Origin of the sequence: Bradyrhizobium sp. CCBAU 051011 (assembly GCF_009930815.1) — a bacterium.
Lineage (GTDB): Bacteria > Pseudomonadota > Alphaproteobacteria > Rhizobiales > Xanthobacteraceae > Bradyrhizobium.
This window is the reverse complement of record NZ_CP022222.1, coordinates 2841238-2866812: the sequence shown is the minus strand read 5'-3', so window position 1 is coordinate 2866812 and position 25575 is coordinate 2841238. Positions and strand designations below refer to the sequence as shown.

General features: G+C 63.5%; 21 protein-coding genes. 13 read left to right on the top strand and 8 right to left on the bottom strand.

The genetic code is table 11. The annotated features are described in order from the left end of the window. Positions 1-154: 154 nt before the first annotated feature. The 4 genes from ACH79_RS13570 to rocF all read left to right on the top strand — a co-directional run bounded on the left by ACH79_RS13570 (position 155) and on the right by rocF (position 5602). Positions 155-2683: a glycogen/starch/alpha-glucan phosphorylase gene (locus ACH79_RS13570; protein ID WP_202639304.1), complete on the top strand. Its 2529-nt coding sequence runs from the start codon at positions 155-157 to the stop codon at positions 2681-2683. Positions 2684-2750: 67 nt separating this feature from the next. Next, a complete protein-coding gene (locus ACH79_RS13565) occupies positions 2751-3485 on the top strand; it encodes an alpha/beta fold hydrolase (RefSeq protein WP_161851474.1) in 735 nt (244 codons plus the stop codon). A 201-nt stretch (positions 3486-3686) separates the two neighbouring features. Further along, on the top strand, positions 3687-4505 hold the full coding sequence (locus ACH79_RS13560; RefSeq protein ID WP_161851473.1) for an acyl-CoA thioesterase II: 819 nt from the start codon (positions 3687-3689) through the stop codon (positions 4503-4505). 113 nt (positions 4506-4618) lie between these two features. Continuing rightward, the gene (rocF, locus tag ACH79_RS13555) at positions 4619-5602 is read left to right on the top strand and encodes an arginase (RefSeq protein WP_161851472.1); all 984 of its coding nucleotides are present in this window, start codon (positions 4619-4621) and stop codon (positions 5600-5602) included. Here the strand turns inward: rocF and ACH79_RS13550 are convergent. Together ACH79_RS13550 and ACH79_RS13545 are read right to left on the bottom strand one after the other, a co-directional pair. Then, entirely contained in the window at positions 5599-6153 is a 555-nt protein-coding gene (locus ACH79_RS13550) for a cupin domain-containing protein (protein WP_161851471.1), read from the bottom strand. The genes rocF and ACH79_RS13550 overlap by 4 nt on opposite strands. Next, positions 6138-6686, bottom strand: coding sequence for a sigma-70 family RNA polymerase sigma factor (locus tag ACH79_RS13545; protein ID WP_161851470.1), 549 nt, complete (start codon positions 6684-6686; stop codon positions 6138-6140). The genes ACH79_RS13550 and ACH79_RS13545 overlap by 16 nt, the downstream gene beginning before the upstream one ends. 248 nt (positions 6687-6934) lie before the next feature. On the opposite strand from ACH79_RS13545, the gene ACH79_RS13540 reads away from it, so the two are divergent. After that, positions 6935-7543 carry an RNA polymerase sigma factor gene (locus ACH79_RS13540; RefSeq protein ID WP_161851469.1) on the top strand — a complete coding sequence of 203 codons (609 nt, stop codon included), beginning with the start codon at positions 6935-6937 and terminating at the stop codon, positions 7541-7543. 66 nt (positions 7544-7609) lie between these two features. Here the strand turns inward: ACH79_RS13540 and ACH79_RS13535 are convergent, their stop codons facing one another. The 3 genes from ACH79_RS13535 to ACH79_RS13525 all read right to left on the bottom strand — a co-directional run bounded on the left by ACH79_RS13535 (position 7610) and on the right by ACH79_RS13525 (position 12957). Beyond that, positions 7610-9226, bottom strand: coding sequence for a phosphoenolpyruvate carboxykinase (locus tag ACH79_RS13535; protein ID WP_161851468.1), 1617 nt, complete (start codon positions 9224-9226; stop codon positions 7610-7612). A 290-nt stretch (positions 9227-9516) separates the two neighbouring features. Beyond that, positions 9517-12111: a tetratricopeptide repeat protein gene (locus tag ACH79_RS13530; RefSeq protein ID WP_161851467.1), complete on the bottom strand. Its 2595-nt coding sequence runs from the start codon at positions 12109-12111 to the stop codon at positions 9517-9519. A 111-nt stretch (positions 12112-12222) separates the two neighbouring features. After that, positions 12223-12957: a HugZ family protein gene (locus ACH79_RS13525; RefSeq protein WP_161851466.1), complete on the bottom strand. Its 735-nt coding sequence runs from the start codon at positions 12955-12957 to the stop codon at positions 12223-12225. A 216-nt stretch (positions 12958-13173) separates the two neighbouring features. On the opposite strand from ACH79_RS13525, the gene ACH79_RS13520 reads away from it, so the two are divergent. The 5 genes from ACH79_RS13520 to ACH79_RS13500 all read left to right on the top strand — a co-directional run bounded on the left by ACH79_RS13520 (position 13174) and on the right by ACH79_RS13500 (position 17166). Further along, positions 13174-13875, top strand: a complete 702-nt coding sequence (locus tag ACH79_RS13520) for a response regulator transcription factor (protein WP_027541437.1) — start codon at positions 13174-13176, stop codon at positions 13873-13875. A 95-nt stretch (positions 13876-13970) separates the two neighbouring features. Further along, positions 13971-15791, top strand: coding sequence for a sensor histidine kinase (locus ACH79_RS13515; protein WP_161851465.1), 1821 nt, complete (start codon positions 13971-13973; stop codon positions 15789-15791). Further along, positions 15788-16309 (top strand): HPr kinase/phosphorylase, encoded by a 522-nt coding sequence (locus tag ACH79_RS13510; RefSeq protein WP_161851464.1) that lies wholly within the window; start codon positions 15788-15790, stop codon positions 16307-16309. Before ACH79_RS13515 ends, ACH79_RS13510 begins: the two co-directional genes overlap by 4 nt. A 132-nt stretch (positions 16310-16441) precedes the next feature. After that, positions 16442-16843 (top strand): PTS sugar transporter subunit IIA, encoded by a 402-nt coding sequence (locus tag ACH79_RS13505; protein WP_024339151.1) that lies wholly within the window; start codon positions 16442-16444, stop codon positions 16841-16843. After that, entirely contained in the window at positions 16840-17166 is a 327-nt protein-coding gene (locus ACH79_RS13500) for an HPr family phosphocarrier protein (RefSeq protein WP_161851463.1), read from the top strand. The genes ACH79_RS13505 and ACH79_RS13500 overlap by 4 nt, the downstream gene beginning before the upstream one ends. Before the next feature lie 196 nt (positions 17167-17362). On the opposite strand, the gene ACH79_RS13495 is transcribed toward ACH79_RS13500, so the two are convergent. Together ACH79_RS13495 and ACH79_RS13490 are read right to left on the bottom strand one after the other, a co-directional pair. Further along, positions 17363-18160 carry an SDR family NAD(P)-dependent oxidoreductase gene (locus ACH79_RS13495; RefSeq protein ID WP_161851462.1) on the bottom strand — a complete coding sequence of 266 codons (798 nt, stop codon included), beginning with the start codon at positions 18158-18160 and terminating at the stop codon, positions 17363-17365. Positions 18161-18193: 33 nt separating this feature from the next. Beyond that, complete coding sequence (locus tag ACH79_RS13490; protein WP_161851461.1) at positions 18194-19792, bottom strand: glycosyltransferase family 39 protein; 1599 nt, start codon at positions 19790-19792, stop codon at positions 18194-18196. A 115-nt stretch (positions 19793-19907) separates the two neighbouring features. Here ACH79_RS13490 and lepA point away from each other — a divergent pair, with 115 nt between their 5' ends. Continuing rightward, on the top strand, positions 19908-21719 hold the full coding sequence (lepA, locus tag ACH79_RS13485; RefSeq protein ID WP_161851460.1) for a translation elongation factor 4: 1812 nt from the start codon (positions 19908-19910) through the stop codon (positions 21717-21719). Positions 21720-22045: 326 nt separating this feature from the next. Beyond that, positions 22046-23281 carry an MFS transporter gene (locus tag ACH79_RS13480; RefSeq protein ID WP_161851459.1) on the top strand — a complete coding sequence of 412 codons (1236 nt, stop codon included), beginning with the start codon at positions 22046-22048 and terminating at the stop codon, positions 23279-23281. A 27-nt stretch (positions 23282-23308) separates the two neighbouring features. Here the strand turns inward: ACH79_RS13480 and ACH79_RS13475 are convergent, their stop codons facing one another. Then, on the bottom strand, positions 23309-24223 hold the full coding sequence (locus ACH79_RS13475; protein WP_161851458.1) for an Mbeg1-like protein: 915 nt from the start codon (positions 24221-24223) through the stop codon (positions 23309-23311). Between the two features lie 167 nt (positions 24224-24390). On the opposite strand from ACH79_RS13475, the gene ACH79_RS13470 reads away from it, so the two are divergent. Then, complete coding sequence (locus ACH79_RS13470) at positions 24391-25563, top strand: acyl-CoA dehydrogenase family protein (protein ID WP_161851457.1); 1173 nt, start codon at positions 24391-24393, stop codon at positions 25561-25563. Positions 25564-25575 lie beyond the last annotated feature (12 nt).

The window sequence follows — 25575 nt, the reverse complement described above, 5'->3', positions numbered from 1 at the left end:
TATATCACCAAATATATCACCAAAACCCGACCGCCAATGCCGCGAAATCGGCCCGGTCCTTGCATAAAATCATGCCAGCGCAGTGCACAAACCGCCCCAGTGGTTTCGATCGCGGTACAACGCGCTTATCTTGTCTTAAGTCTCAACTGCAGGAATCAACGTGTTGCAGGAACAATTCCCGGGGAACTATCCCGTGCTGGGGCAGCCGGTCGACGAGTTGGCGCTGGCCGAGATCAAGGGCGCGATCCTCGCCAAGCTCCGCCTTGCGATCGGCAAGGACGCCGCCATGGCGACCCGGCGCGACTGGTACAAGGCCGCGGCGCTGGCGCTGCGCGACCGCATCGTGCACCGCTGGCTGACAGCGGAAAAAGAGAGCTACGACGCCGGCAGCAAGCGCGTTTATTATCTCTCGCTCGAATTCCTGATCGGCCGTCTCTTCACCGACGGGCTGAACAATATGGGCCTGCTGCCGCTGTTCGAGACGGCGCTCGGCGATCTCGGCGTCGGGCTTGATGACTTGCGCAAATGCGAGCCGGACGCGGCGCTCGGCAATGGCGGTCTCGGGCGGCTCGCGGCGTGCTTCATGGAGAGCATGGCGACGCTGGCCATTCCCGCCATCGGCTACGGCATCCGCTACGATTTCGGCCTGTTCCGCCAGATCATTTCGCAGGGCTGGCAACAGGAATATCCGGACGAATGGCTGGGCTTCGGCAACCCCTGGGAATTCCTGCGGGCGGAGGTAGTCTATCACATTCATTTCGGCGGCCATGTCGAGCATGTCGACGACCGCGGGCGCGACCGCGCGACCTGGCGTCCGGCGGAAACCGTGCAGGCCGTCGCCTACGACACGCCGATCGTCGGCTGGCGCGGCCAGCACGTCAACGCGCTGCGGCTGTGGTCGGCGCGCTCGCCCGATCCATTGCGGCTCGACGTCTTCAATACCGGCGATTACCTCGGCGCGGTTGCCGAGGAGGCGCGCGCGGAATCGATCTGCAAATTCCTCTATCCGAACGACGAGAGCCCGGCTGGGCGTGAACTCCGGTTGCGGCAGGAATATTTCTTCGTCTCCGCCTCGCTGCAGGATCTGGTCAAGCGGCACCTCGCCTCCGACGGGCAGTTGCGCAGCCTTGCGTCGAAGGTCGCGGTGCAGCTCAACGACACCCATCCGAGTCTTGCCGTCACCGAGCTGATGCGAATCCTGGTCGACCTGCACAATTTCCGCTGGGACGAAGCGTGGAAGATCACGGTGGCGACGTTTTCCTACACCAACCACACGCTGCTGCCGGAAGCGCTGGAGACCTGGCCGGTCGAACTGTTCGAGCGGCTGCTGCCGCGGCATCTCGAGATCATCTACCGCATCAATACCGCGCATCTGGCGCTGGCAGATCAGCGTTGTCCCGGTGACATCGATTACCGCGCCTCGGTGTCGCTGATCGACGAGAAGTCCGGACGGCGGGTGCGGATGGGGCAGCTCGCTTTCGTCGGCTCGCACCGCATCAACGGCGTCTCGGCGATGCACTCCGACCTGATGAAGGAGACCGTGTTCCACGATCTCAATCATCTCTATCCCGGCCGCATCACCAACAAGACCAACGGCATCACCTTCCGCCGCTGGCTGATGCTGGCCAATCCAAAATTGACGGAGCTGCTGCGCGAGGTCTGCGGCGAGGCCGTGCTGGACGACTTCTCGCTGTTCGAACGGCTAGAGGCGCGCGCCGGCGACAACGCGTTCCAGCAGCGTTTTCGCGACGTCAAGCACCAGAACAAGCTGGCGCTGGCGCGGCTGATCAACGAGCGTACCAGCATCAAGGTCGATCCGTCGGCGTTGTTCGATATCCAGATCAAGCGCATCCACGAATACAAGCGGCAATTGCTCAACCTCGTCGAGACCGTCGCGCTGTATCAGGCGATCAAGGACGAACCGCAGCGCGACTGGGTGCCGCGGGTAAAAATCTTCGCCGGCAAGGCGGCAGCGAGCTATCGCTACGCCAAGCTGATCATCAAGCTGATCAACGATGTCGCCGAAGTCGTCAACAACGACCCCGACGTCGCTGGAAGGCTGAAGGTGGTCTTTCTCGCCGACTACAATGTCAGCCTCGCCGAGGTAATCATTCCGGCCGCCGATCTCTCCGAGCAGATTTCGACCGCCGGTATGGAAGCCTCCGGCACCGGCAATATGAAGCTGGCGCTCAACGGCGCTCTGACCATTGGCACGCTCGACGGCGCCAATATCGAAATCCGCGACCATGTCGGCGCGGAGAACATCGCGATCTTCGGCATGGAAGCCGGCGACGTCATGGTCCGGCGCAAGCAGGGCCTGGATGCGACCGACGTGATCCGCCGCTCGCCGCGGCTGGCGCGGGCCATCACCGCGATCGAAAGCGGCGCCTTCTCGCCCGACGATCCCGCCCGCTTCGCTTCCATCGGCCACGCGCTACGGTACCTCGACCACTACATGGTCTCAGCCGACTTCGATTCCTATTACGCGGCGCAGCGCGGCATCGACGCCCGCTGGCAGGTGATACCGGCCTGGACCCGCGCCTCGATCCTCAATGTGGCGCGGATGCCGTGGTTTTCCTCCGACCGCACCATCCGCGAGTATGCCGAAGACATCTGGCACGTACCGGTGCGAGCGGCTGCGCCGGTGCCGGAGGCAGGCGCCCAGCGCGAGGCGAAGGGTTAGATCGCGCGTTCATCAAGCGCGCAAGCTCCCTGGACTTTCCTGAGCCACGACATGCTATGATGGCCGGATGGACGCGCCCGAAGGTATTCCGATTATCCTCTTGCCGGGCATGGACGGAACGGGAGAGCTCCTGAGGGCACTGGCAGATCAACTCTCCTTGTATCGCCCGGTTCAACTCATCGCGTACCCACCCGACCGACCACTGGGCTATGCTCAATTGGTAACCTATGTCAGGGAACGCGTGCCGAACCGTCCGTTCGCGGTTCTCGGCGAATCCTTTTCCGGACCGATCGCGATAGAGATTGCGGCCACGGACCCACGAGCCGTTGGATTGGTCCTGGCATCGAGCTTTGCGCGACATCCGCTACCAGCGCTGTTCACTGTACTCACTCGGCTCCTTGACCTCAGGTGGCTCCCCAAGCGCATCATTGCGGCAGCACTGATGGGATCGACAGCCACACCTGAACTCACCGCTCGCCTTCGCCGCGTATTGGCGACCTTGCCTCACAAGGTCCTTCAATACCGTGCCCGCGAAGTACTTCGCGTCGACAAGCGCAATCGACTACGCGAGGTCACGTGCCCCGTGATGTGCCTGCAAGGACGTTTCGACCGCCTGGTGAGCAAGAGGCAGGTCGACGAGATCCTAACTGCGCAGCCACGCTGCCACGTGCATTGGTTCGATTCCTCGCACATGCTGCTGGCGACCCACCCCGACGCTGCGGTCAAGGCAATCAATCAATTTTGCGAGCACATCGACAAGAGAGGGTCTGCAATCCCGGGAACGGAAATCCATTACCTGTGAGGTCATTGAATTTGGCGGGATTGCAGCGATACTGCATCCGCGTCATTGCGAGGAGCGTAAGCGACGAAGCAATCCATTCCTCCGCTTGCGGCGCGATGGATTGCTTCCGCCTTCGCTCTTCGAGCTACGGCGGACAAGTCGCTTCGCTCGCAATGACGGTGTTTGCCGCGACCACGTCGCATCCAAAGACTGAAGGTATCCATGCTCACACAATCCCCTCACCTCTTCGACGACGCCACGCGGGTCACCGCCGGCGATAGCTGCTGGCAGGGCAAGACCAGCCCGGACTACTGGGCCTTTGTCGGCCCGTTCGGCGGCTGCACGGCGGCGACTATCCTCCGCGCGCTGATGGAGCATCCGCAGCGGGCAGGCGAGCCGCTGTCGCTGACGGTGAATTTCTGCGCGCCGGTCGCGGAAGGCGCGTTCGATCTCGACGTCCGGCTGGTCAAGGCCAACCGCTCGAGCCAGCATTGGTGCGTGGAGATGACGCAGGGCGGCGGCGATGTCGCGACGCTGGCGACCGCCGTATTCGCCGAGCGCCGTCCGTCCTGGTCGCACCAGCAGGCGAACTATCCGGACGCCGTGCCGTTCGCGCAGGCGCGCTCGTTTCCGAACACGCCGATGACCTGGACGCATCAGTATGATTTCCGCTTTGTCGAGGGCGAGCCGAGTTTTTACGGCTCGCCTGCCGCGACACCGCTAGATGCATTTTCCAAGCAGTGGATCGGCGACCGCATGCCGCGGAAGATCGACATGCTGTCGCTGATGTCGATGTCGGACGCCTTCTTCGGCCGGGTCTTTCTGGCGCGGCGGGAACTTGTTCCATTCGGAACGGTTTCGATCACGACGTATTTTCATACGGCGTCCGAAGAGCTGGCAGAGGAGGACATCACCCACGTGCTGGCAACGGCCGATGCCAGAATTTTCCACAGGAGTTACGGCGATCAGCACGGCGAATTATGGTCGCCGTCGGGACGCCTCCTCGCAACCACGACGCAAATCGCTTATTTCAAGGCGTAGTGGCGTAGGGTGGGCAAAGGCGCGGAGCGCCGTGCCCACCATTGATCCAACCGTGATCTCGTAGGTGGGCACGCTACGCTTTGCCCACCTACGATTCTTCGGAGGCTCGCCTCATGTCGGAAGCTGCCCAGCCGCGCATCGCCTTGCTCGGCGTCCCCATCGAGATTGGCGCCTCGCAACTCGGCACCTTGATGGGGCCGGACGCGCTGCGCACCGCGGGTATCGGACGCATCCTCGACCAGCTCGGCTTTGCCGTCGAGGACCATGGCAACATGGCGAAGCCCGGCCCTGGCCCCGCCGAGGGGCCGCCGCCGGCGAACGCCAAATATTACGACACGATCAAGGGCTGGATCCGTGCACTCAGCGAGCGCTCCTATGCGCTGGCGCGTTCCGGCGCCATTCCCATCTTCATGGGCGGCGATCATTCGCTCTCGATGGGATCGGTGAACGGCGTCGCGCGCCACTGGCAGGAGCAGGGCCGGCCGCTGTTCGTGCTCTGGGTCGATGCCCATGCCGATTACAACACGCCGCAGACGACGGAGACCGGCAACATGCATGGCATGTCGGCTGCGTTCCTGTGCGGCGAGGGCGGCCTCGACGACCTGCTCGGCGGCGCGCCACGCGCCTCGATCGGACCGGATCAGCTCGATCTGTTCGGCATTCGCTCGATCGATCCTGAGGAGAAAAAACTGGTGTTCGAGCGCTGCGTCGCGATCGCCGACATGCGCGCGATCGACGAGTTCGGCGTCGGCGTCCTGATCCGCAAAGTGATCGAGCGCGTGCGGGCGCGCAACGGCGTGCTGCATGTCTCTTTCGACGTCGACTTCCTCGATCCCACCGTCGCCCCCGGCGTCGGCACCACCGTGCCTGGCGGCGCGACCTATCGCGAGGCGCACCTGATCATGGAGCTGTTGCACGATTCCGGGCTGGTGCGCTCGGTCGATGTCGTCGAGCTCAACCCGTTTCTCGACGAGCGCGGCCGCACCGCGCGCGTTGCTGTCGAACTGATCGGCAGCCTGTTCGGCCTGCAGATCACCGATCGGCGCACGCCGAGCAATGCGATGTTACCGGGCAACGGCTCGACGCCGGGAGGCTAATGCTGGTCAAGGCTCATGATGACGTGCACGAGACAGCCATTCACAGTGCGCCCCGGCGGGTGCGAGGATGACGGCGTCGCGACATGGAAGTCGCCTGCTTTCAGGTTGAGATCGCCGAACGAGAGATCGCCTTCGATGACAAGCGTCTGTTCGTCGGCGTCGTGGGCATGCGACCGATAGGACGCGCCGGGCGCCATTCGGATCAACAGATGTTGCCGGTGCTGCGCGCGGTCGACATGCAGCAAACGGCCTTTGATGCCGGGGCCGACCTCGAACCAGTTCGCCATCCCCGCACGTTTGGTCACAGTGCCCGGCAGGTCGGCGCCCTCGCCCTCGATCCGGTCGAGAATCTTTTCGAACAGCCCTGATGGCGGAGGCTCGGCCTCCGCCCCCGGCAGGCTGGCGAACATGCTCTCCCAATATTCGACCTGCGCACGCAGCGCTTCGTCCGATTTCAATCGCTGCGCGAAGGCGCTTCTCGCCTCCTTGCCGAGCAGCCCAAGGACATACTCGGCGGCATCGCTGGCCCCGGGCCTCACTGGCTTAGACATAGCTGCAACTTCTCAACAGCACGGTGAATCCAGGTCCTGATCGTTCCAACCGGAACGGCCGAATGCGCCGCCAGCTCCTCGTAGCTCAGACCGTAATAGTAGGCCAAAAGCACGGATTGCCGGTAGTTTTGATCCAGAAGACCGAGGCACTTTCGCAAGTCCGGCGCCAGTGCGGGATCGTGCGGCGCCTGGTTTGACAGCGCTTCGAGCACGGCCATGACGCTCTCGTCGGTCAGCGACACCGGCCCGCTCCGCCGCACCGGCAACCGGTCGAGCACCACCCGGCGCGTGACGGTCACCATCCAGCTCATCGCGCCACCTTTGGCAGCGTCGTACAGATAGGACTTTTGCCAGATCCGCAGCATCGCCTCCTGAAAGGCGTCCTCGGCGGCGTTGCGGTCGCGCAGTATCCGGCTGCAGATCCCGAACAGCGTCGGGCCCGCCTGCTCGTAGAGCTGACGAAATGCCGCCCGGTCGCCTTTGGCGACAGACCTGAGCACCTGCCCCAAATCGTCCTCGGAAATCTGTCGCATTCTGAGCGGGATAGGCCGGATATGCAATCAAGGGTGGCTGTTCCTCGCGGGACTATAGGGCTCAGGAAGCTACGGTTCAACGGGCCTTGGTTTCAAAGCAAGCGGCCCGGCCGGCGGCCAAATAAATCATCGCCGGGGCTCGGCGGCCGAAACTTTTTTCGCTGATCATCCGTACTGGCGGCATACGGCCTGCTCAACGCAGTGTGTTCGCGGGCAGGCGATCCGACAATCGAGCTGGGGAAACCATGGTGAACGCGACGCCGCAGGGTACGACCGGACAACAGGACGGCAGAGCGGTTCTTCTGCAATTGCTTGCGGAAGTCGCCCGCGGCAACAAATCTGCCTTCGCAAGGCTCTACGGCCTCACCCACGCCAAGCTGCTGGGCATAGCCCTTCGCGTCGTGAGGGACCGAGCGCTGGCCGAAGACGTGCTGCAAGAGAGCTATCTGAAGATCTGGCGCCACGCCGCAAGTTACGATGCTGCGATCGCCTCGCCGATGACCTGGATGGCAACCATCGTCAGGCACGGCGCCATCGACAGCTTACGAAAACGTCAGGTCGAGGCGCTCGAAGCAGAGGACAAGATCGCCGCGTTCGCGTCGAACGATTCCGATCCGGTCGACGAAATCCATCTCGCGCGGCTGCGTCCGAAGGCGCTGGCGGCGTTTGCGCGACTACCCGAACACAAGCGCCGATTGATCATGCTGGCCTACCTCAGAGACCGCAGCCGCCATGACCTGTCGAAGCGATTGGGCATTCCCGCCAACACCGTCAAGACGCATTTGCGGCGGGCGCTACTGGAGCTGCGAACCACGATGTTTGCCTCCATCGAGCCACGGACGCACAGCGCCGCGTAAACGAAAAAGGCGGGCCTTGCGGCCGCCTTCGTCGTTCTCGAATGATCCATCGTTAAACCGAAGCGGTTACTCCGCCGCGAGCTTGGTGTCCGGCGCGGCGGCGCGGACTTCGGCGTCGACCTGGGCTTCGAACTTGGCAAAGTTCTTCTGGAACATGCCGACCAGCGCGCGCGCGGTCTTGTCGAACTCGGCCTTGTCCTTCCAGGTGTTGACGGGATCGAGGATCTCGCTGGGCACGCCCGGCAGCGCCGTCGGCACCGCAAAGCCGAAATACTTGTCGGTGCGGAATTCGACATTGCGCAAGGAGCCGTCGAGCGCCGCGGTGAGCAGCGCCCGCGTGACCTTGATCGGCATGCGGCTGCCGGTGCCGAATTTGCCGCCGGTCCAGCCGGTGTTGACCAGCCAGCAATCGACATTGTGCTTGGCAATCAGCTCGCGCAGCATGTTGCCGTAGACGGAAGGATCGAGCGGCAGGAACGGCGAGCCGAAGCAGGTGGAGAATTCCGGCTGCGGCTCGTTGCCGAGACCGCGCTCGGTGCCGGCGACCTTCGCGGTATAGCCGGACAGGAAGTGATACATCGCCTGCGCCGGCGAGAGCTTTGCGATCGGCGGCAACACGCCGAAGGCGTCGGCCGCCAGCATCACGACGTTCTTCGGCTGGCCGGCGCGGCCGGTGCGCGAGGCGTTCGGAATGAAATCGAGCGGATAGGCCGAACGGGTGTTCTCGGTCTTCGAACCGTCGTCGAAATCGGGCACGCGGGTGTGTTCGTCGAGCACCACGTTTTCGAGCACGGCGCCAAAGCGGTTGCTGGCGGCAAAGATCTGCGGCTCGGCTTCCTGCGACAGCTTGATGCATTTGGCGTAGCAGCCGCCTTCGAAATTGAAGACGCCGTCATTGCCCCAGCCGTGCTCGTCGTCGCCGATCAGCGTGCGGTTCGGATCGGCTGAGAGCGTGGTCTTGCCGGTGCCGGACAGGCCGAAGAAGATCGCCGTGTCGCCCTTGGGTCCGACATTGGCCGAGCAGTGCATCGGCAGCACGCCCTTGGCGGGAAGGTAATAGTTCAGCGTGGTGAAGACCGACTTCTTCATTTCGCCGGCATAATAAGACCCGCCGATCAGGACGATCTTGCGGGCGAAATCGATCGCGACAACGTTCTCCGAGCGCACGCCGTGACGTTTGGGATCGGCGCGGAAGCTCGGCAGATCGATGATGGTGAGTTCGGGCACGAAATCGCGCAGCGCAGAAGCCTCGGGGCGGATCAGGAGCGTGCGGATGAACAGCGAGTGCCAGGCAAGCTCGGTGAACACGCGGGTCTTGATCTGGAAACTCGGATCGGCGCCGCCATAGAGATCCTGCGCGAACAGCGTCATGCCTTCGGCATGCTTGAGGAAATCAGCATACAGAGCGGAGAACTGCTCCGAGGTGATCGACTGGTTGCCGGCCCACCACATGTTCTTGTCGGTGGTGACATCACGAACCGTGAACTTGTCCTTGGGGCTGCGGCCGGTGAACTCGCCGGTATCAGCGCACAGCGCGCCGTCCGCCGACAGCACGGCCTCGCCTGCCGCAAGTGAATATTGATAAAGCTGCGGCGCGCCGAGATTCCAGTGCACCGTCTTGAGATTTTTTAAACCGAATTTATCGGCGCCGAAGGCACCGTTACGTAGACCCGTCTCTTGCACGAAGACTCCTCCTCGAACCCGCGTTACTCTCGTCGCGCGCATGTCGCTTGACGCGCTCTGTCGCGGTGACCCCTCAATATAGCCTTCCGGCCTCGGTCCGGCGACCTAATACTGATGAACGCCGGGCTTGCCAAGCCGATCCACGCGAATTGGTTTATGCACGCGCGGGCGGTTGATCTGCATCAATCGCTTGCTGCGGCGCTTTTTTGGCCATTTGCTGTCATGGTTGCGCGACCATCCGCCTCAACGCGGCAGAGGCCGGAATTGTTGCGTCGCACAATCGAAATTTTTTAGCGCGCGGCGCCCTCTCCGATCAGCGCAAACGGCGCCCAGTACGCCGGGTAGGCATTGCGCGGCGAGGACGGGTCGTCGAGATAGGCCAGCATGGCCTGCCGCAGCGCCTCGGCGCGCCCGAGCCTGGGATCGGCCTTCAGGCGGTCGAAGGTCGAAATCGAAAGCCGCGTGGCGGCCTCCGAACTGACCGCCCAGTGCGAGACCAGAAGCGCCCGCGCGCCGGCATAGAAGAAGGATCGTGCAAGCCCCGAGAGCGCTTCGGCGCCGGGCTTGTCGCCGGCAATGGTGTTGCAGGCGGATAGCACCACCCAATCGGCGTTGAGTTTCAACTGCGCGACTTCGCTCGCCGTGAGCAGGCCGTCATCAAGTTCACTCGGCTGCTTCGGGATGCTCAGCACCAGCGACGGTTCGGCAAGCCCTTTCACGTCGCCGGCGACAAGGCCATGGGTGGCGAAATAGACGATGCTGTAATCGGCGAGTGCCGTACGCTTGAGCGTGGTTTCGCTGGCGTCTTCCCCGAGATGAATGTCGACCGTCGCAACGCCCAGATTTTTCGCAATCGTGTTGAGTTCGTCCGCGGTATCGGGCAGTTGCGGCAACGCATCCGAGAGCCGCGCGCGATCGACGCCGGCCCCCTGCCAGAAATCGGTGTAGGCGCCGTTCGCAAGGCTGCGCGCGGCGGTCCTGGAACGATTGCCATCGGCAGGCTTCACAGCCGGATTGAAAATGGGATCGCCAAAGCCCGTCATCGGCTTGGTGCTCTGCTCCTTGCGCGCAAACACACGCAGCGCTTTCAGGCTCGCGGCCGATGGCAATACCGACACCGCCTGACGCTTCAGCAGCCAGGCCGCATCGCGATAGCCCTCGAATGTCTCGGGGATAGCGGCCTTCGGTCTTTCGGTCACCAAGAGATGGAACGGCAGCGCCGTCAGCGCGCCCGACGCCACCACCAGAAGCGACGGCTTGTCCTTGATCAACGCATCGATCGGCGCCAGCAACGTCCCGTGCAGTTCATTGGCGAGCGCGAGATCGAACAGTCCGGATTTGCCGGAAGCATCATTCGCCTTGCCGAGATCAAGACCGCGACGGAACGCGGCCACCTGCTGCGACAAGATTTCCGCACCGCGCGGAATCGGCTTCCAGTCAAAGCTCTCACGGGTGATCGCAATGACATAGCTTTCCACCTCGGTGACCGCGAACTGCACCAGCGCCTCGTTTTCCGACAACAGCGACTGGATCTCCTTCACCGTCATCGGCGATGGATTCGATAGCGCGGCGTAGTTGGGAAATTCCGCCGACAACGTCTTCTGCAGCGACGCCCGCTCGGTCGCAATCGCGGTGAGCCGGGCGCGGGCGCGCTGCTCGGAAGCCGGGTCGCGCTTCGAGCGCTCCTTCGAGACCGCCGCCACGATCGACTTGTCGAGCGCTTCCGCTTCAGAAGCGAGATCCTGATCCCGGCGCACCAGTTCGGCGAGGCGATCGCTCCCCGCTGCCAGCCGCACCGCCAGCTTGTTCACGGCAGAAGCAACCGATGACCGGGTGCCGCGCTGGATCACGCTGAGCATATCGTTCACGGCCTTGTCGCGGGGCACCAGATGCTGGCGCTCCGCATCCGCCAGTACCGGAAGGACGGCGCGGGGTTGAGCCCGTCCGCTTCCGATCAGCCGCTGCACCAATGGCAGCGCGTCACCGGGACGGCCCGAGGCCTGATAGAACGACGCCAGATTGTTGGTCGAGGTCGCGGTATCCGGATGGTCGGGACCGACGGCGCGTTCACGGATCGCCAAGGCGCGCTCGAACAACGGCTGCGCCTCGGCGTAGCGGCCCTGCCGTTCATAGAGATCGGCGAGATTGTTCAGCGACCGCGCCACATCGGGATGTTCGCGGCCCAGCACTTTTTCGCGGATCGCCAGCGACCGCTTGATCCGCGGCTCGGCCTCGGCATAGTGGCTCCGCACCTTTGCCACCTGGCCGAGATTGTTCAACAGCGTCGCCACCGCGGGATGCTCCGGGCCGGCGGCCTTTTCATAGATCGTCAGCGCCCGCTTGAACAACGGTTCGGAATCGCCGTGGCGGCCGAGCTTCTCGTAGTGCGTCGCCAGATTGTTGAGGGATTGCCCGATGTCCGGATGGCCTGATGGCAGCGACCTCTCGCGTATCGACAGCGCGCGCTTGAACAAGGGCTCGGAGTCGGCATAGCGCTGCTGGCGCTGGTACAGCGCGGCCAGATTGGTCAACGCAGCCGCGATCTCCGGCGATTCGAGACCCGTCGTCTTCTCCAGGACCGCGATGGATCGCTTGAGCAGAGGCTCCGCCTCGCCATCCCTGCCCTGATTGCCGTAAGCCTGCGCCAGATTGCTCAGCGCCACGCCAACCTCGCGGTTCACGGGGCCGAATCTTTTCTCGAGGCTTTCGAGTTGTGCCTGCGCCAATGCGACGGCTTCCGCATATTTTCCGGCGCGGCCAAGCTCGTTGACCTTGGCGCTGACCGCGGCGAGATCGCCTTTTTGCGCCAGCGATGGCACGGAGAGGCAGGTGCCCGACAACAGCGCCAGACACAGGGAAAATATCAATCGATTGCGGGATCTCATGCGGGCTTTCGCTGGTCAACTACGCGCAGGCTTGCATTAGGTCGCGGAAACGTCCGCACCCGTTCAATCCGCGTTCGCTATTGGCAGGCGTTAACCCTTGTGCGCCCTTTGTCAGCCCTTGGCCCGCGCCTCGCCCGCCAGCCGCACCAGCATCTTGCGGAGCGCCATCGCGCTGGTGACCCGCTCCGGGAAATCCAGCCGCAGCGTCGCGCTTTCAGCCTGCATATCCATGCCGTCGGGGTCGCAGCCGGTGCAGCGCCAATCGGCGGACTCGGCGCCCAGCAGTCTGGTAGCATAGAGGTTCATCGCGTCGCGGTGATCCTCATTCATATGCTCCACCGCGCCCTGCTCGGCTTCCAGCAGATCAGCGGCATCGCCGATCTCGGTCAGAAACTGCGCGGGGCTAAGGTCGATGATGCGGCCGAATCCGGCGACCAGATGCAGGCCCGACGGGACGATCCGGAAGAACGAGAAATCCTTGAAATCCACAAAGGCTTCGGCGGACGGATGGGCGTTCAGATAGCGCCGGCGCAAGATTTTCGCTGGCTCCCCGACGGCCTCCTCGGCCCGGCCCGCCAGCATGATCCGCGCGCCTTCCAGCGGATCGCCCGCGGCACGCTCGTCCAGCATCAACGATACTCGGCTGTCACCGAGAATGTTCTTGGTATGCAGCGCCAGCCTCGAAACCAGCAGGATTGGCGAGGCGTCGGCATGGCTCGCAACGTTGACGAGCGAGCAATAAGGGTCGCCGCTTTCAGGCATAAGCGTGGCGAGCGCGCCCTGCCGGCTGCGCCGTAGCAGCGAACGGGCGAGTTTGGAAGCGTCAAAATTTGCGGTCGGCTGCATGGTTTCTTCCCGGCCATCTTATTGCAAAAAGGGCCTTTTCTCGGCTGGACAGGGTGCTATATGGGGGACAGTGCGTCTCCCTGGGGGCGTTTTGCGGAACTCGGTCATAGTTCAGCCCAGCTTGCATTGCTCGTTGACCGTGTACGAAGCCCATTTATGCGGCGTCTGGCTGAAGTGCCCGCCGTTTAAGCCACTCTCTTATTCGAAAGCAGGCTCATGCCCACAATCGCCCTGGTCGATGATGACCGCAACATTCTCACTTCCGTGTCGATCGCGCTCGAAGCCGAAGGCTATCGCATCATGACCTACACGGATGGTGCCTCGGCGCTGGACGGCTTCCGCACTTCGCCGCCGGACCTCGCGATCCTCGATATCAAGATGCCGCGCATGGACGGCATGGAAACGCTACGCCGGCTGCGGCAGAAGTCCGATCTGCCGGTGATCTTCCTGACCTCCAAGGATGAAGAGATCGACGAATTGTTCGGCCTCAAGATGGGCGCCGACGATTTCATCCGCAAGCCATTCTCGCAGCGCCTCCTGGTCGAGCGCGTCAAAGCCGTGCTCCGCCGCGGCCAGCCCAAGGATCCGACCGCCGTGCCGAAGGAACCGGATGCGCGCGCGCTGGACCGCGGCCTGTTGCGGATGGACCCGGAGCGTCACACCTGCACCTGGAAGAACGAGCCGGTGACGCTGACGGTGACGGAATTTTTGATCCTGCAAGCGCTGGCGACCCGGCCCGGCGTGGTGAAAAGCCGCAACGCGCTGATGGACGCCGCCTATGACGATCAGGTCTATGTCGACGACCGCACCATCGACAGCCACATCAAGCGGCTGCGCAAGAAGTTCAAGGTGGTCGACGACGATTTCGAAATGATCGAGACGCTGTACGGCGTCGGCTATCGTTTCAAGGAAGCCTGATCTGCGTTCACCGGGCGGAAGTGTTGACTGACACATCCGCCCGGACGACGTAGAAGCGTAGACTAGACGGCGCATCACAACCGGCAGCTCGGCCATTGCTAGATCGAACGCAGCCCGATCCCAGCCTGAACCACGAGGATGCTCTGGAGCTCCTCGAACGGGAACGTGTTGCCGCCGAGGCTAGTGTGGGCGAGAAGGGCTGGCGGCGGCCGCTCGGTTGGCTGCGCCGGGCCGGGCAGTTCTTCTTCGCGCTCTCCTTCTCCAGCCTCACGCGCCGGATCGTCTCGCTCAATCTGGCGGGCCTGGTCGCGCTGGTGGCGAGCATTCTCTATCTCTCGCAATTCCGCGCCGGCCTGATCGATGCGCGGGCGCAGAGCCTCCTGGTGCAGGCCGAAATCATCGCCGGCGCAATCGCCGCCTCCGCCACCGTCGAAACCAATACCATCACCATCGACCCGGACCGCCTGCTCGATCTCAAGCCCGGCGAAAGCTATGGCGCGCCGGACGAATCCTCAGGGCTCGATTTTCCGATCAATCCGGAGCGCGTCGCGCCGGTGCTGCGGCGGCTGATCTCGCCGACCAAGACGCGCGCGCGCATCTATGGCGGCGACGGCGGCATGATCCTGGACAGCCGTAGTCTTTATGGCCGCGGCGACGTGATGCGGTTCGAGCTGCCGCCGCCCTCGACGGAGAAGCCGGGCTTTGTCGAGCGCGCCACGATCTCGATCCGCACCTGGCTCAATCGCGGCGACCTGCCGCTCTATCGCGAGCTCGGTCCCGAAAACGGCAAGGGCTACCAGGAAATCGTGCAGGCGCTCGACGGCGTCAAAAGCAGCATGGTGCGCGTCAACGACCGCGGCGAGGTGATCGTCTCGGTCGCAGTCCCGGTGCAGCGCTTCCGCGCCGTGCACGGCGCGCTGATGCTGTCGACGCAGGGCGACGACATCGACCAGATGGTGACCGCCGAGCGGCTGGCGATCCTTAAAGTGGGCGGCGTCGCTTCCGCGGTCATGATCGTGCTGTCGCTATTGCTCGCGAGCACGATCGCGGGCCCGGTGCGGCGACTGGCCGACGGGGCCGAGCGCGTCCGCCGGCGCATCCAGACCCGCGTCGAGATTCCCGATTTCACTCGCCGCCGCGACGAAATCGGCCATCTGTCCGGCGCGCTGCGCGACATGACGAATGCGCTCTATAGCCGCATCGAGGCGATCGAGATGTTCGCCGCCGACGTCGCCCATGAACTGAAGAACCCGCTGACCTCGCTGCGCTCAGCGGTGGAAACGCTGCCGCTGGCGCGCAACGACACCAGCCGCGCGCGCCTGCTCGAGGTGATCGAGCATGACGTCAAGCGGCTCGACCGGCTGATCTCGGACATTTCGGACGCCAGCCGCCTCGATGCCGAACTGCAGCGCCAGGACATGGCGCCGGTCGATCTACGCCGGCTCTTGACGACGCTGACGTCGGTGGCCAACGAAACCAGGCTTGGACACGACGTCGCAGTCGAGGCGCGCTTCGAGGGCCGCGGAGCTACCGACCCATTCTTGGTGCCGGGCCATGACTCCCGGCTCGGACAAGTGATCTCCAACCTGTTGTCCAATGCGCAATCCTTCTCCACCCCCGGCGGGAAAGTGCGCGTCACCTGCCGCCGCGCACGCTCGGAAATCGAAATCATCGTCGATGACGACGGGCCGGGCATCGGCGAGGATGCGCTGGAGCGCATCTTCGAGCGCTTCTACACCGACCGTCCGCATCAGGGCTTTGGCCAGAACTCAGGGCTGGGGCTCTCGATCTCCAAGCAGATCATCGAAGCGCATAACGGGCGGATCTGGGCGGAAAATCGCCACGGCCCGGCCGACGCTGAGGGCAAGCCAAGCGTGGCCGGCGCGCGCTTCGTGGTCCGGCTGCCTGCGCTATGACGGGGGAAGCCAGCGTGCACGCCTCCGCCGTACTGGTGGGCGAGCGTGCCGTCCTGATCCGCGGACCGTCGGGGTCCGGCAAATCACGCCTGGCCTTCGATCTGATTCTCGCGGGGCGTGCCGGACAGCTTCCGCCGGCCGTTTTGGTCGGTGATGACCGTGTCCATCTCGACACAGTGGCCGGACAATTGTGGGTCCGCCCGGCGCGGGAACTGGCCGGCCTGATCGAGATCCGGGGCCTCGGCATACGCCGCTGCGACTACGTGAGCGAGGCAATGGTCGGCCTCGTCGCCGATCTCGCGGCCAGCGATGCGGAGCGGCTGCCGCCTCCGGAAACGCTCAGTATCTGCCTTAATGGTGTTGAATTACCGCGAATTCCCGTCGCAGCGGGCTTTGACCCCTTCCCGCTGATTGTAGCCGCCCTGACCACAACCGATGGTTCCGGCTCCGTCAAACCTTTGGACAATTGCCCGAAGGGAATTGGTAACCATATAAGCCCCAATATCGCCACCGATTAATCCGGCGCAGGCCTCACTTCTTACCGGCAAATTCCGGAACAATAGCCAAGATGCCCTCTTGCGCGGGGCCTCTGGATGGTCAAAGTGGCGCGTTCGTGCGGTGCACCAAAAAGCACCCGCGAGGAGTTTCCGATGATTGGTCTAGTGCTTGTGACCCATGGGCGCCTTGCCGACGAGTTCAAGGCGGCGCTTGAACATGTCATGGGTCCGCAAAAACAAATCGAAGCCATCACGATTGGAGCGGAAGACGACTCCGATCTGTGTCGAAGCGACATCATTGAAGCGGTGAATCGCGTTGACAGCGGCGATGGTGTCGCCATCCTCACCGACATGTTCGGCGGCACCCCTTCCAACCTGGCGATTTCCTGCATGAGCCGCCCGAAGGTGGAGGTGCTCGCAGGCATCAATCTTCCCATGCTGGTCAAGCTTGCCAAGGTGCGCGAAGAGCGCTCGCTTCCCGATGCCATCGCCATGGCGCAGGAAGCCGGGCGCAAATACGTCACCATCGCCAGCCGCGTGCTCGCCGGCAAATGAGCGACGACGCCGCGCCCGAAAAGGAACTCGGGTCCGGCGTGCCTGCCGGCGCGATTTCGCGGGAACTTCTCATCATCAACAAGCGCGGCCTGCATGCGCGGGCCTCGGCCAAGTTCGTCCAGATGGTCGAGCGCTTCAACGCCGAGGTCTGGGTGACCCGCGGCAGTGAAACCGTCGGCGGCACCTCGATCATGGGCTTGATGATGCTGGCGGCTGGGCCTGGAACCACTGTTACGGTCTCCGCGACCGGCCCAGAGGCGCAGCAGGCGGTCGACGCCATCGCCGCGCTGGTCGCCGACAAATTCAACGAAGAAGGCGTGTGAGCGAGAGACCTGACGGCTCTTCTTACCTCGCCCCGCTTGCGGGGAGAGGTCGGATCGCATCGACAGATGCGATCCGGGCAAGGAGGTGCCAGTCTATCAACTCGCACCAGTATCGCGGAGAGAGCTCCTCACCCCAACCCTCTAAGAGCGAGCTTCGCTCGCTCGACCCCGCAAGAGCGGGGCGCGGGAGAGAAAATCAAAACGGATTCGTAACAATCCCGCCGTCGGCGCGCAGGGCGGCGCCGTTGGTGGCGCTCGAGGCTTTTGAGCAGACGTAGCAGATCAGATTGGCGACCTCTTCCGGCTTGGCATAGCGCTGCAACAGCGAGGCCGGGCGGCGTTCGCTGAAGGTGCGCGAGACCAGGTCGTCGACGGTCGTCCCCGCGGCCTTCGCGCGTGCGGCCAGACGAACCGGCGCCATCTCGACCCAGGTCGGGCCGGGCATCACCGAATTGACGGTTACGTTGGTGCCCTTGGTCGTCTCGGCTGCGCCGCGCGCGATGACGAGCTGTGCCGACTTCGAGAAACCGTAATGCACCATCTCCTTCGGAATGAACACGCCGGATTCGCTGGAGACGAACACGACGCGGCCCCAGTCCTTGTTGTCCAGCATCCGCTTCAAATAATGCCGCGTCAGCCGCACCCCGCTCATGACATTGACTTCGAACATTTTTGACCAATCGGCATCCTCGATCTCGAAGAATCCCTTTGGCTCATAGATGCCGAGATTGTTGACGAGGATGTCGACGTCGGGGAATTGCGCCACCAGCGCGCCGCAGCCCGCAGCATGGCCGAGATCGAACGCCGCTTCATGCACCTTGGCCGAGGGCGCAGCCTCTCGGACTTTTGCCACGGCTTCGCTAACCGTAGCCTGCTCGCGCCCGTTGACAATCACCTCCGCGCCCATTTGCGCAAGGCCAATCGCCGTTGCAAGCCCGATGCCGCGGGTCGAGCCGGTAACCAGCGCTGTCTTGTCCGTCAGATCGAGATTCATGCGTTCGCCCTCACGCTTCTTGGTTGGTCGCTTCTATTTGGCCGGCGGCACGATGAAGATGTTCCAGGCTGTCGCGGGACCGGGCATGCCTAGGAAGAATCGCCGCGTGGTCATCACCATGCGCTCGGCATTGGCGGCATGGGTCTTCATCCATGCCTCGCATTTTTCCAGCTTCCAGTCGCCGGTTTCGCAGATGCCGATGAAGCCGGATCGCTTCGCCTCTTCGAGCGAGGTCAGGCCCGACGACCACGGCTCATCCGGCGTCAGCGGCGCCGGATGATCGGGGCTGTAGAAGGTGACGGGCTGGCCGGTATCGGTATAGGCGGCGACCACCGGCCAGTGCGATCGGAAGCGGGTATGCCAGGCTTCCGTCAGCTCGCGGGCGAGTTCGGAGCGCGCCCGGTAGGTCGCGCCTGCCGTGCGCTTTTCACTGAGTTCATAGGCGACAATTTTGGGCGATGCCGCCAGCACGATCAGCGAAATCACCAGCCAGGTCGCCGTCAGGTTCATCAGCGCGACTTTCCGGACCCGCACCGCTGATATCGCGACCAGCGCGAGCGGCGTCAGGAAGAACAGCGGAATGCCCCAGTCGGTCTTGATGTAGACATGGAATGTCACGGCGCCGAGCGGCGGCCCGATCGCCACCACCGCCTGGATGATCCAGACATTGAGCGCCTGGGACGTGTTCACGCCTGAATTGGCGCCGCGCGCCAGGAACGGAAACGGCGTCAAACGCCACGGCCGCCACATCAGCGCGATCGCGCCGAGCACCACCGGCAAGGCCAGCAACGCGAGATTATGCAAGACATATCCGAGCGCGAGATCGTCGATCATCGCGCGGTCGGTCAGCGAATAGGTGTCGCCAGCGTAGATGAACGGGACGAAGTCCACCTGCTTCAGCCACATCAAATGCGGAAGCATCGCGACGAAGAGCGTGACGATCGCGACCCATGGCGCCGGCGAGCGCAGGAACTGCAGGCGCTGCGGATGGATCAGCGCGGCAAGACCGATGGCGCCGATCATGGTCACCGCCCAGTATTTGGTCATCAGCGCCAGCGCGCCGGCAAGCCCGAGCCACACGCCGGATTTGATGCTGCGCTTTTCGAACGCATCGAGATAGGCCAGCACGACGAGCGGCAGCGTGACGAGCTGCAACAGATCCGGATTGTACTTGAAGCCCTTGAAATTGAAGATCGGATAGAGCGCGAGCACCACCACGACGAAGAACGCGCGGCGATGATCCACCACGCGCAGCGCCAGCCACCAGCAGATCACGAGCGCGCAGCCCAACGTCGTCATCGCCAGCGCATAGCTTGACCAGTCGGTGACCGGAAACAGCATGAACCAGACGCCGGCAACCCAGCCGGACAGCGGCGGGTGCTTGCCATAGCCGAGCAGGAACTTCTGGCCCCAGGCGAAGGCCTCCGCGACGTCCATATGAACGTCCTGCCCGGTCTTCAGGTTGACCAGAATCAGCGTCCACAGCACGGCGTGGACCACGGCAAGGCCGATCACCAGCCACAGACCGGCCTTGGGGTCGCTGGCATGCGACGCCAGCCACGCCGCCAGCCGCCGGATCGATGGAAAACGCTTGCCGCGCGCGGCCGTGGGCGAAATGGATGCAGTCGACATGGCCCATTCCGTAGCGTGTTTTGGGGCCGAGTGGAATCAGCTTGGCGTGAAGAAACCCCCTTAAAATACAGCAAGATGGTTGCCGCACCGGGGCGTGAATGCTATCCCGCGCCCCATGACAACCACGCCCATTTCCAACATCCGCAACTTCTCCATCGTCGCCCATATCGACCATGGCAAATCGACGCTGGCCGACCGCCTGATCCAGATGACGGGCGGGCTGACGGACCGCGAAATGGCGGGCAAGGAACAAGTGCTCGATTCCATGGATATCGAGCGCGAGCGCGGCATCACCATCAAGGCGCAGACGGTGCGGCTGAACTACCGCGCCAAGGACGGCAAGGATTACATCTTCAACCTGATGGACACGCCCGGCCATGTCGACTTCGCCTACGAAGTCTCGCGGTCGCTGGCGGCCTGCGAGGGATCGCTGCTCGTGGTCGATGCCAGCCAGGGCGTGGAAGCGCAGACGCTCGCCAACGTCTACCAGGCGCTCGACAACAATCACGAGATCGTGCCCGTCCTCAATAAGGTCGACCTGCCGGCTGCCGAGCCCGACAAGGTCAAGCAGCAGATCGAGGACGTGATCGGCATTGATGCGTCGGACGCCGTGATGATTTCGGCCAAGACCGGCCTTGGCGTGCCCGACGTGCTGGAAGCGATCGTCACCCGCCTGCCGCCGCCGAAGGGCGACCGGGATGCGACGCTGAAGGCGCTGCTGGTCGATAGCTGGTACGACGTCTATCTCGGCGTCGTCGTACTCATTCGGGTGGTCGACGGCACCATGAAGAAGGGCCAGCGCATCCGCATGATGGGCACCAGCGCGGCCTACGACGTCGAGCGCGTCGGCTTCTTCACGCCGAAGATGCAGCAGGTCGACGAACTCGGCCCCGGCGAGATCGGCTTCATCACCGCGGCGATCAAGGAAGTCGCCGACACCCGCGTCGGCGACACCATCACCGACGACAAGAAGCCAGTCACCGAGATGCTGCCGGGCTTCAAGCCGGCGATTCCTGTGGTGTTCTGCGGCCTGTTCCCGGTCGACGCCGACGACTTCGAAACGCTGCGCGCGGCGATGGGCAAGTTGCGGCTGAACGACGCGAGCTTCTCCTTCGAGATGGAAACCTCGGCGGCGCTCGGCTTCGGCTTCCGCTGCGGCTTTCTGGGACTGCTGCATCTGGAAATCATTCAGGAGCGGCTGTCGCGCGAGTTCGACCTCAACCTGATCGCAACAGCACCGAGCGTGATCTACAAGATGCACCTGACCGACGGTCAGGAGATCGAGATCCACAACCCCGTCGACATGCCCGATGTCGTCAAGATCGCCGACATCGAGGAGCCGTGGATCGAGGCGACGATCCTCACGCCGGACGAATATCTCGGCAGCGTGCTGAAGCTGTGTCAGGACCGCCGCGGCGCGCAGAAGGAGCTGACTTACGTCGGCTCCCGCGCGATGGTGAAATACGATCTGCCGCTCAACGAGGTCGTGTTCGATTTCTACGATCGCCTGAAATCGGTGTCGAAGGGTTACGCCTCATTCGACTATCATTTGACCGACTACAAGGTGGCGGATCTCGTGAAGATGCAGATCCTCGTCAACGCCGAACCGGTCGATGCGCTGTCGATGCTGGTGCACCGAACCCGCGCGGAAGGCCGCGGCCGCGCCATGGTCGAGAAGATGAAGGAACTGATCCCGCCGCACATGTTCCAGATCCCGATCCAGGCCGCGATCGGCGGCAAGGTGATCGCCCGCGAAACCGTCCGCGCGCTGCGCAAGGACGTCACCGCCAAGTGCTACGGCGGCGACATCACCCGCAAACGCAAGCTTCTGGAGAAGCAGAAGGAAGGCAAAAAGAAGATGCGGCAGTTCGGCAAGGTCGACATCCCGCAGGAAGCGTTTATTGCCGCGCTGAAGGTGGATAGCTGAGGGAAAAGCTCAAGCGCCAGAGCATGAGAGCGAGTTCGGTCTGAAGCTTCCGTCACCGGACAACAAAAATACCGAAAACAACCCCATGCAAAGTAACCGACGACTGCCGTCGTGCTGCGCATCTTGCGAAACCATTTGACACGTCGGGCAAATCAGCGGCACGACGCCATCATCGCGGCGCGCGTGATCAGTGCGGTGCTTGCCAAATTCATTCGAACCGGCGAAATCCAGGTAAGAGGCATTCCCGCCCCCTCCTTGCCCCGCGACAGCGAATAGGCCACCATCTCCCCCGCTCAGACCAGAACGACAAATGAGCGGGGAATCGCATGGGCAAGTCCGCCGGGTCTTCCTACGGCTGGGTCGTCGTCGGCGTTGGTGCGCTGATGACGTGCGTGGTGTTCGGGTCGATGCTGTCGCTCGCGGTGTTCTTGCAGCCGATTTCGCAAGACATGGGCTGGTCGCGTAGCGGTATCTCGGCGGCCGCGACGATCGACTTTCTGGCGATGGGGCTGGCGGCGTTCTTCTGGGGCAACCTGTCCGACCGGTTCGGCACCCGCATCGTGGTGCTCTCGGGCACGCTGTTGCTCGGCGCCGGCCTGATCGGCGCGAGCCAGGCCACCAGCCTGTGGCAGTTCCAGTTTGCGTTCGGCGTCCTGATTGGCATTGCAGCCGGCAGTTTCTATGCGCCGATGGTGGCCGCCGCGAGCGCCTGGATCGAGCAGCGTCGCAGCCTTGCAGTGGCGCTGGTGTCGGCGGGCATGGGTGTATCGCCGCTCACCGTCGCTCCGTTCGCAAGCTGGCTGATCGCGTCCTATGACTGGCGCACGGCGATGCTGGTGATCGGCATCGCCGCGTTGGTGCTGTTGATTCCGGCCTCCTTGCTGGTGCGACAGCCGCCGGAGCCTTCAACGCCGGAGGCTGCAAATGGAACCGATGCGCCCGACGGGCAGTGGACCGTCGCGCAGGCCTTGCGAACACCGCAATTCGTCATTCTGGCAGGCGCCCACTTCGCCTGCTGCGCGGCGCATTCCGGGCCGATCTTCCACTTGGTCAGCTACGCCATGGTCTGCGGTATCGCGCCGCTGACCGCGGTCACGGTCTACAGCCTCGCCGGGTTTTCCGGTCTCGGCGGCCGGCTGCTGCTCGGCGTGCTGGCCGATCGTTTCGGCGCCAAGCACGTTCTGGTCGGCGGCCTGTTCGTGCAGGCGCTGTCGATCGCCACCTACCTCGCGGTCGGCCAACTCGGCGAATTCTATGCGCTGTCGGTGGTCTTCGGCCTCGCCTATGGCGGCGTGATGCCGCTCTACGCCGTGCTCGTGCGCGAATATTTCGGCGTGCGCATCATGGGCAGCATGTTCGGCGCCGTCTCCGCCTTTGCCAGCCTCGGCATGGCGCTGGGGCCGCTGGCCGGCGGCTGGGTGTTCGATACCTTCCACGCTTACAACTGGCTCTTTGTCGGCTCCTTCGCCATCGGTATGGCTGCCGTCGCGGTGGCGCTGAGCTTCCCGTCGGCGAAGCGGCCGCCGCAATCGTCGCTCGATCTCGAACGCGCGGCGGCGTGAGCCCACGCGAGGCCGACAACAACTTGGCTATGCCTTTGATGCGATCGCCGGGTCGGCCGTTACTTCGCGCCTGTCTTGCGTCTGCTTGAGATTGACCTTTGCCCAGGCATCCAGCTTTCCGACATAGATCGTCATGCTGTGGTCGGCGATGTTCTGAAATTTTCCGGTCCTGACCAGCGCAACCAGGCCCCAGATCGTACGCCAGATCTTCTGTGGCCAGTTCGGCGACCGCCGCACCGGGGCAATGCCAACTTTTCCGAAATACCGGGTGTCGCCGACGTGACGATAGCCAAGGATGGCTGGAGGGACTGCCGGCACTAGATCGACACCGTTGGTGATTCGATACAATGGAGCCTTGACGTACACGTCGAAGGAGGCGTCGCCTGCGCGCGGACAGCCAAACGTATAGCAGGCCGCAACACAATCGCGCACGGTCGCATCCTCGTCATTGGCCAGTTCCGCCGTGGCCATCAGCGCCAACGCCCCGCCGAGCGAATGGCCGGTAATGTAGATCGGACGCTGCTTCGCCTTGATGACGCGCTTGACGACCTCGAACATGGCGTCACGGATCGGCCAGTAGGCCTGAAAGAAGCCCGTGTGAACACGCGTACCGCCTTGCAGCGCAACGAATCGAGCGTTCACATTGGTTTTCCAATCGAGTTCGTTCTCGGTTCCCCGGAATACGACGACGATGATGTCGTTGCCTTCCACGATATATCCTGCCGTGCCGACATCGCGGTCGATCAGGGCGCGGCAGTCGACAAATCCCTGCTTGCACAAATCCGTGCTGAACGTCTTGAACGTCGCATCGTCGACGTCGAAATCGTTGTAGGCGCGATAGGCCAGCTTGGCCATCAGCAACGCCGTGCGATCCGAATAGGCGGCCCGGAAGGTCGGGATATTGTTGAGATCTTCAGGTTCGAAAAGGCTGATATCTGCCATTTTCAGCTCCCCTGCTCCACCTCGACTGTAACCCATTCCTCGACGTGACGCACCTGCGGTTGTAGCTATCAGCACAAGCCATGCCATACCGGCGCGCCGGCTTGATCGGCGGTGGCCGATGGGTCACGATTGCGGACACGAAAGAACAAGAGAATGCGAGGAAACGCATGAACAGGCAGCCCGGGATCGACCTCGTGGAACGCGCGCGGGCACTGGCGCCATTGATCCTGCGCGAGGCCGACGAGATCGAGCGGACGCGGCGGCTGACGCCGGCGGTAACGGCGGCGCTGATCGAGAACGGGCTTTACCGCGCGCTGCTGCCAAAGAGTTTTGGCGGCGCCGAGGCTTCGCTTGAAGCGTTCATGCAGATGCAGGAGGAGGTGGCAAAAGCCGACGCTTCGACCGCGTGGTGCCTTGGCCAGTGCAGCGTCTGCGCGATGACGGCGGCCTATCTCGATCCCGATGCGGCCAACGAAATCTTCAATGTCGCGCCCGGCATTCTCGCCTGGGGCGCGATCAATCATGAAGTCCACGCGGTTCCCGGCGGCTATAAGGCCAGCGCGCGCTGGGATTTTGCCTCCGGCTCGCGGCAGGCGAGCTGGCTCGGCGCCCATGTCCGCGTCGTCGAGGCCGACGGCACGCCGCGACGCAAGCCGGACGGCTCGCCCGAAATTCGCACCATCCTGTTTCCGGTGACCAGCGCTACGATGCACGACGTCTGGGACGTGATCGGCCTGCGGGGCACCGGCACCGATTCCTATTCGGTCGACAATCTGTTCATCCCGGAAAAGTTCGCAGCGCTTCGCGACGAGCCGGTAGCCCGGCGCGAAAGCGGCCCGCTGTACAAGCTCTCCACCAACATGGCGTTCGGCATGGGCTTTGCAGCAACCTCGCTCGGCGTCGCCCGCGCCACGCTTGACGCGGCGATCGACCTTGCCCGCGCCAAGACCCCGCAGGCACTGAAGGCGATGCGCGACAACAATGCCGTGCAGGGATTGATCGGCCGCACCGAGGCGCAATGGCGCGCCGCCCGCGCCTATCTCTATGCGACCGCCGCTGAAGTCTGGCGCGATCTTTCACGCGGCGAGGCCATCACGGAAGCGCATCGCATCGCGCTGCGCATCGCCGCTACCTGGACCATCCATCAATCGGCCGCCGTGGTCGACACCGCCTATCGCATGGCCGGCGCCACCGCCGTGTTCAACGCCAACAGGTTCGAGCGCCGCTTTCGCGACATGCATGCAATCGCGCAACAGATCCAGGGCCGCGACGCGCATTATGAAGATGCCGGCAAGGCGATCCTGTCAGGCAATCTCGACGCGCCACCGACGATGCGGTGATCGGCAACCGAT

Excerpts from the sequence above, each read along its gene's own strand:
- lepA (WP_161851460.1), top strand. The coding sequence starts at position 19,908 with ATGACAACCACGCCCATTTCCAACATCCGCAACTTCTCCATCGTCGCC.
- ACH79_RS13520 (WP_027541437.1), top strand. The coding sequence starts at position 13,174 with ATGCCCACAATCGCCCTGGTCGATGATGACCGCAACATTCTCACTTCC.
- ACH79_RS13560 (WP_161851473.1), top strand. The coding sequence starts at position 3,687 with ATGCTCACACAATCCCCTCACCTCTTCGACGACGCCACGCGGGTCACC.
- rocF (WP_161851472.1), top strand. The coding sequence starts at position 4,619 with ATGTCGGAAGCTGCCCAGCCGCGCATCGCCTTGCTCGGCGTCCCCATC.
- ACH79_RS13565 (WP_161851474.1), top strand. The coding sequence starts at position 2,751 with ATGGACGCGCCCGAAGGTATTCCGATTATCCTCTTGCCGGGCATGGAC.
- ACH79_RS13470 (WP_161851457.1), top strand. The coding sequence starts at position 24,391 with ATGAACAGGCAGCCCGGGATCGACCTCGTGGAACGCGCGCGGGCACTG.
- ACH79_RS13500 (WP_161851463.1), top strand. The coding sequence starts at position 16,840 with ATGAGCGACGACGCCGCGCCCGAAAAGGAACTCGGGTCCGGCGTGCCT.
- ACH79_RS13480 (WP_161851459.1), top strand. The coding sequence starts at position 22,046 with ATGGGCAAGTCCGCCGGGTCTTCCTACGGCTGGGTCGTCGTCGGCGTT.
- ACH79_RS13530 (WP_161851467.1), bottom strand. The coding sequence starts at position 12,111 with ATGAGATCCCGCAATCGATTGATATTTTCCCTGTGTCTGGCGCTGTTG.
- ACH79_RS13505 (WP_024339151.1), top strand. The coding sequence starts at position 16,442 with ATGATTGGTCTAGTGCTTGTGACCCATGGGCGCCTTGCCGACGAGTTC.
- ACH79_RS13490 (WP_161851461.1), bottom strand. The coding sequence starts at position 19,792 with ATGTCGACTGCATCCATTTCGCCCACGGCCGCGCGCGGCAAGCGTTTT.
- ACH79_RS13495 (WP_161851462.1), bottom strand. The coding sequence starts at position 18,160 with ATGAATCTCGATCTGACGGACAAGACAGCGCTGGTTACCGGCTCGACC.
- ACH79_RS13475 (WP_161851458.1), bottom strand. The coding sequence starts at position 24,223 with ATGGCAGATATCAGCCTTTTCGAACCTGAAGATCTCAACAATATCCCG.
- ACH79_RS13510 (WP_161851464.1), top strand. The coding sequence starts at position 15,788 with ATGACGGGGGAAGCCAGCGTGCACGCCTCCGCCGTACTGGTGGGCGAG.
- ACH79_RS13550 (WP_161851471.1), bottom strand. The coding sequence starts at position 6,153 with ATGTCTAAGCCAGTGAGGCCCGGGGCCAGCGATGCCGCCGAGTATGTC.
- ACH79_RS13525 (WP_161851466.1), bottom strand. The coding sequence starts at position 12,957 with ATGCAGCCGACCGCAAATTTTGACGCTTCCAAACTCGCCCGTTCGCTG.
- ACH79_RS13545 (WP_161851470.1), bottom strand. The coding sequence starts at position 6,686 with ATGCGACAGATTTCCGAGGACGATTTGGGGCAGGTGCTCAGGTCTGTC.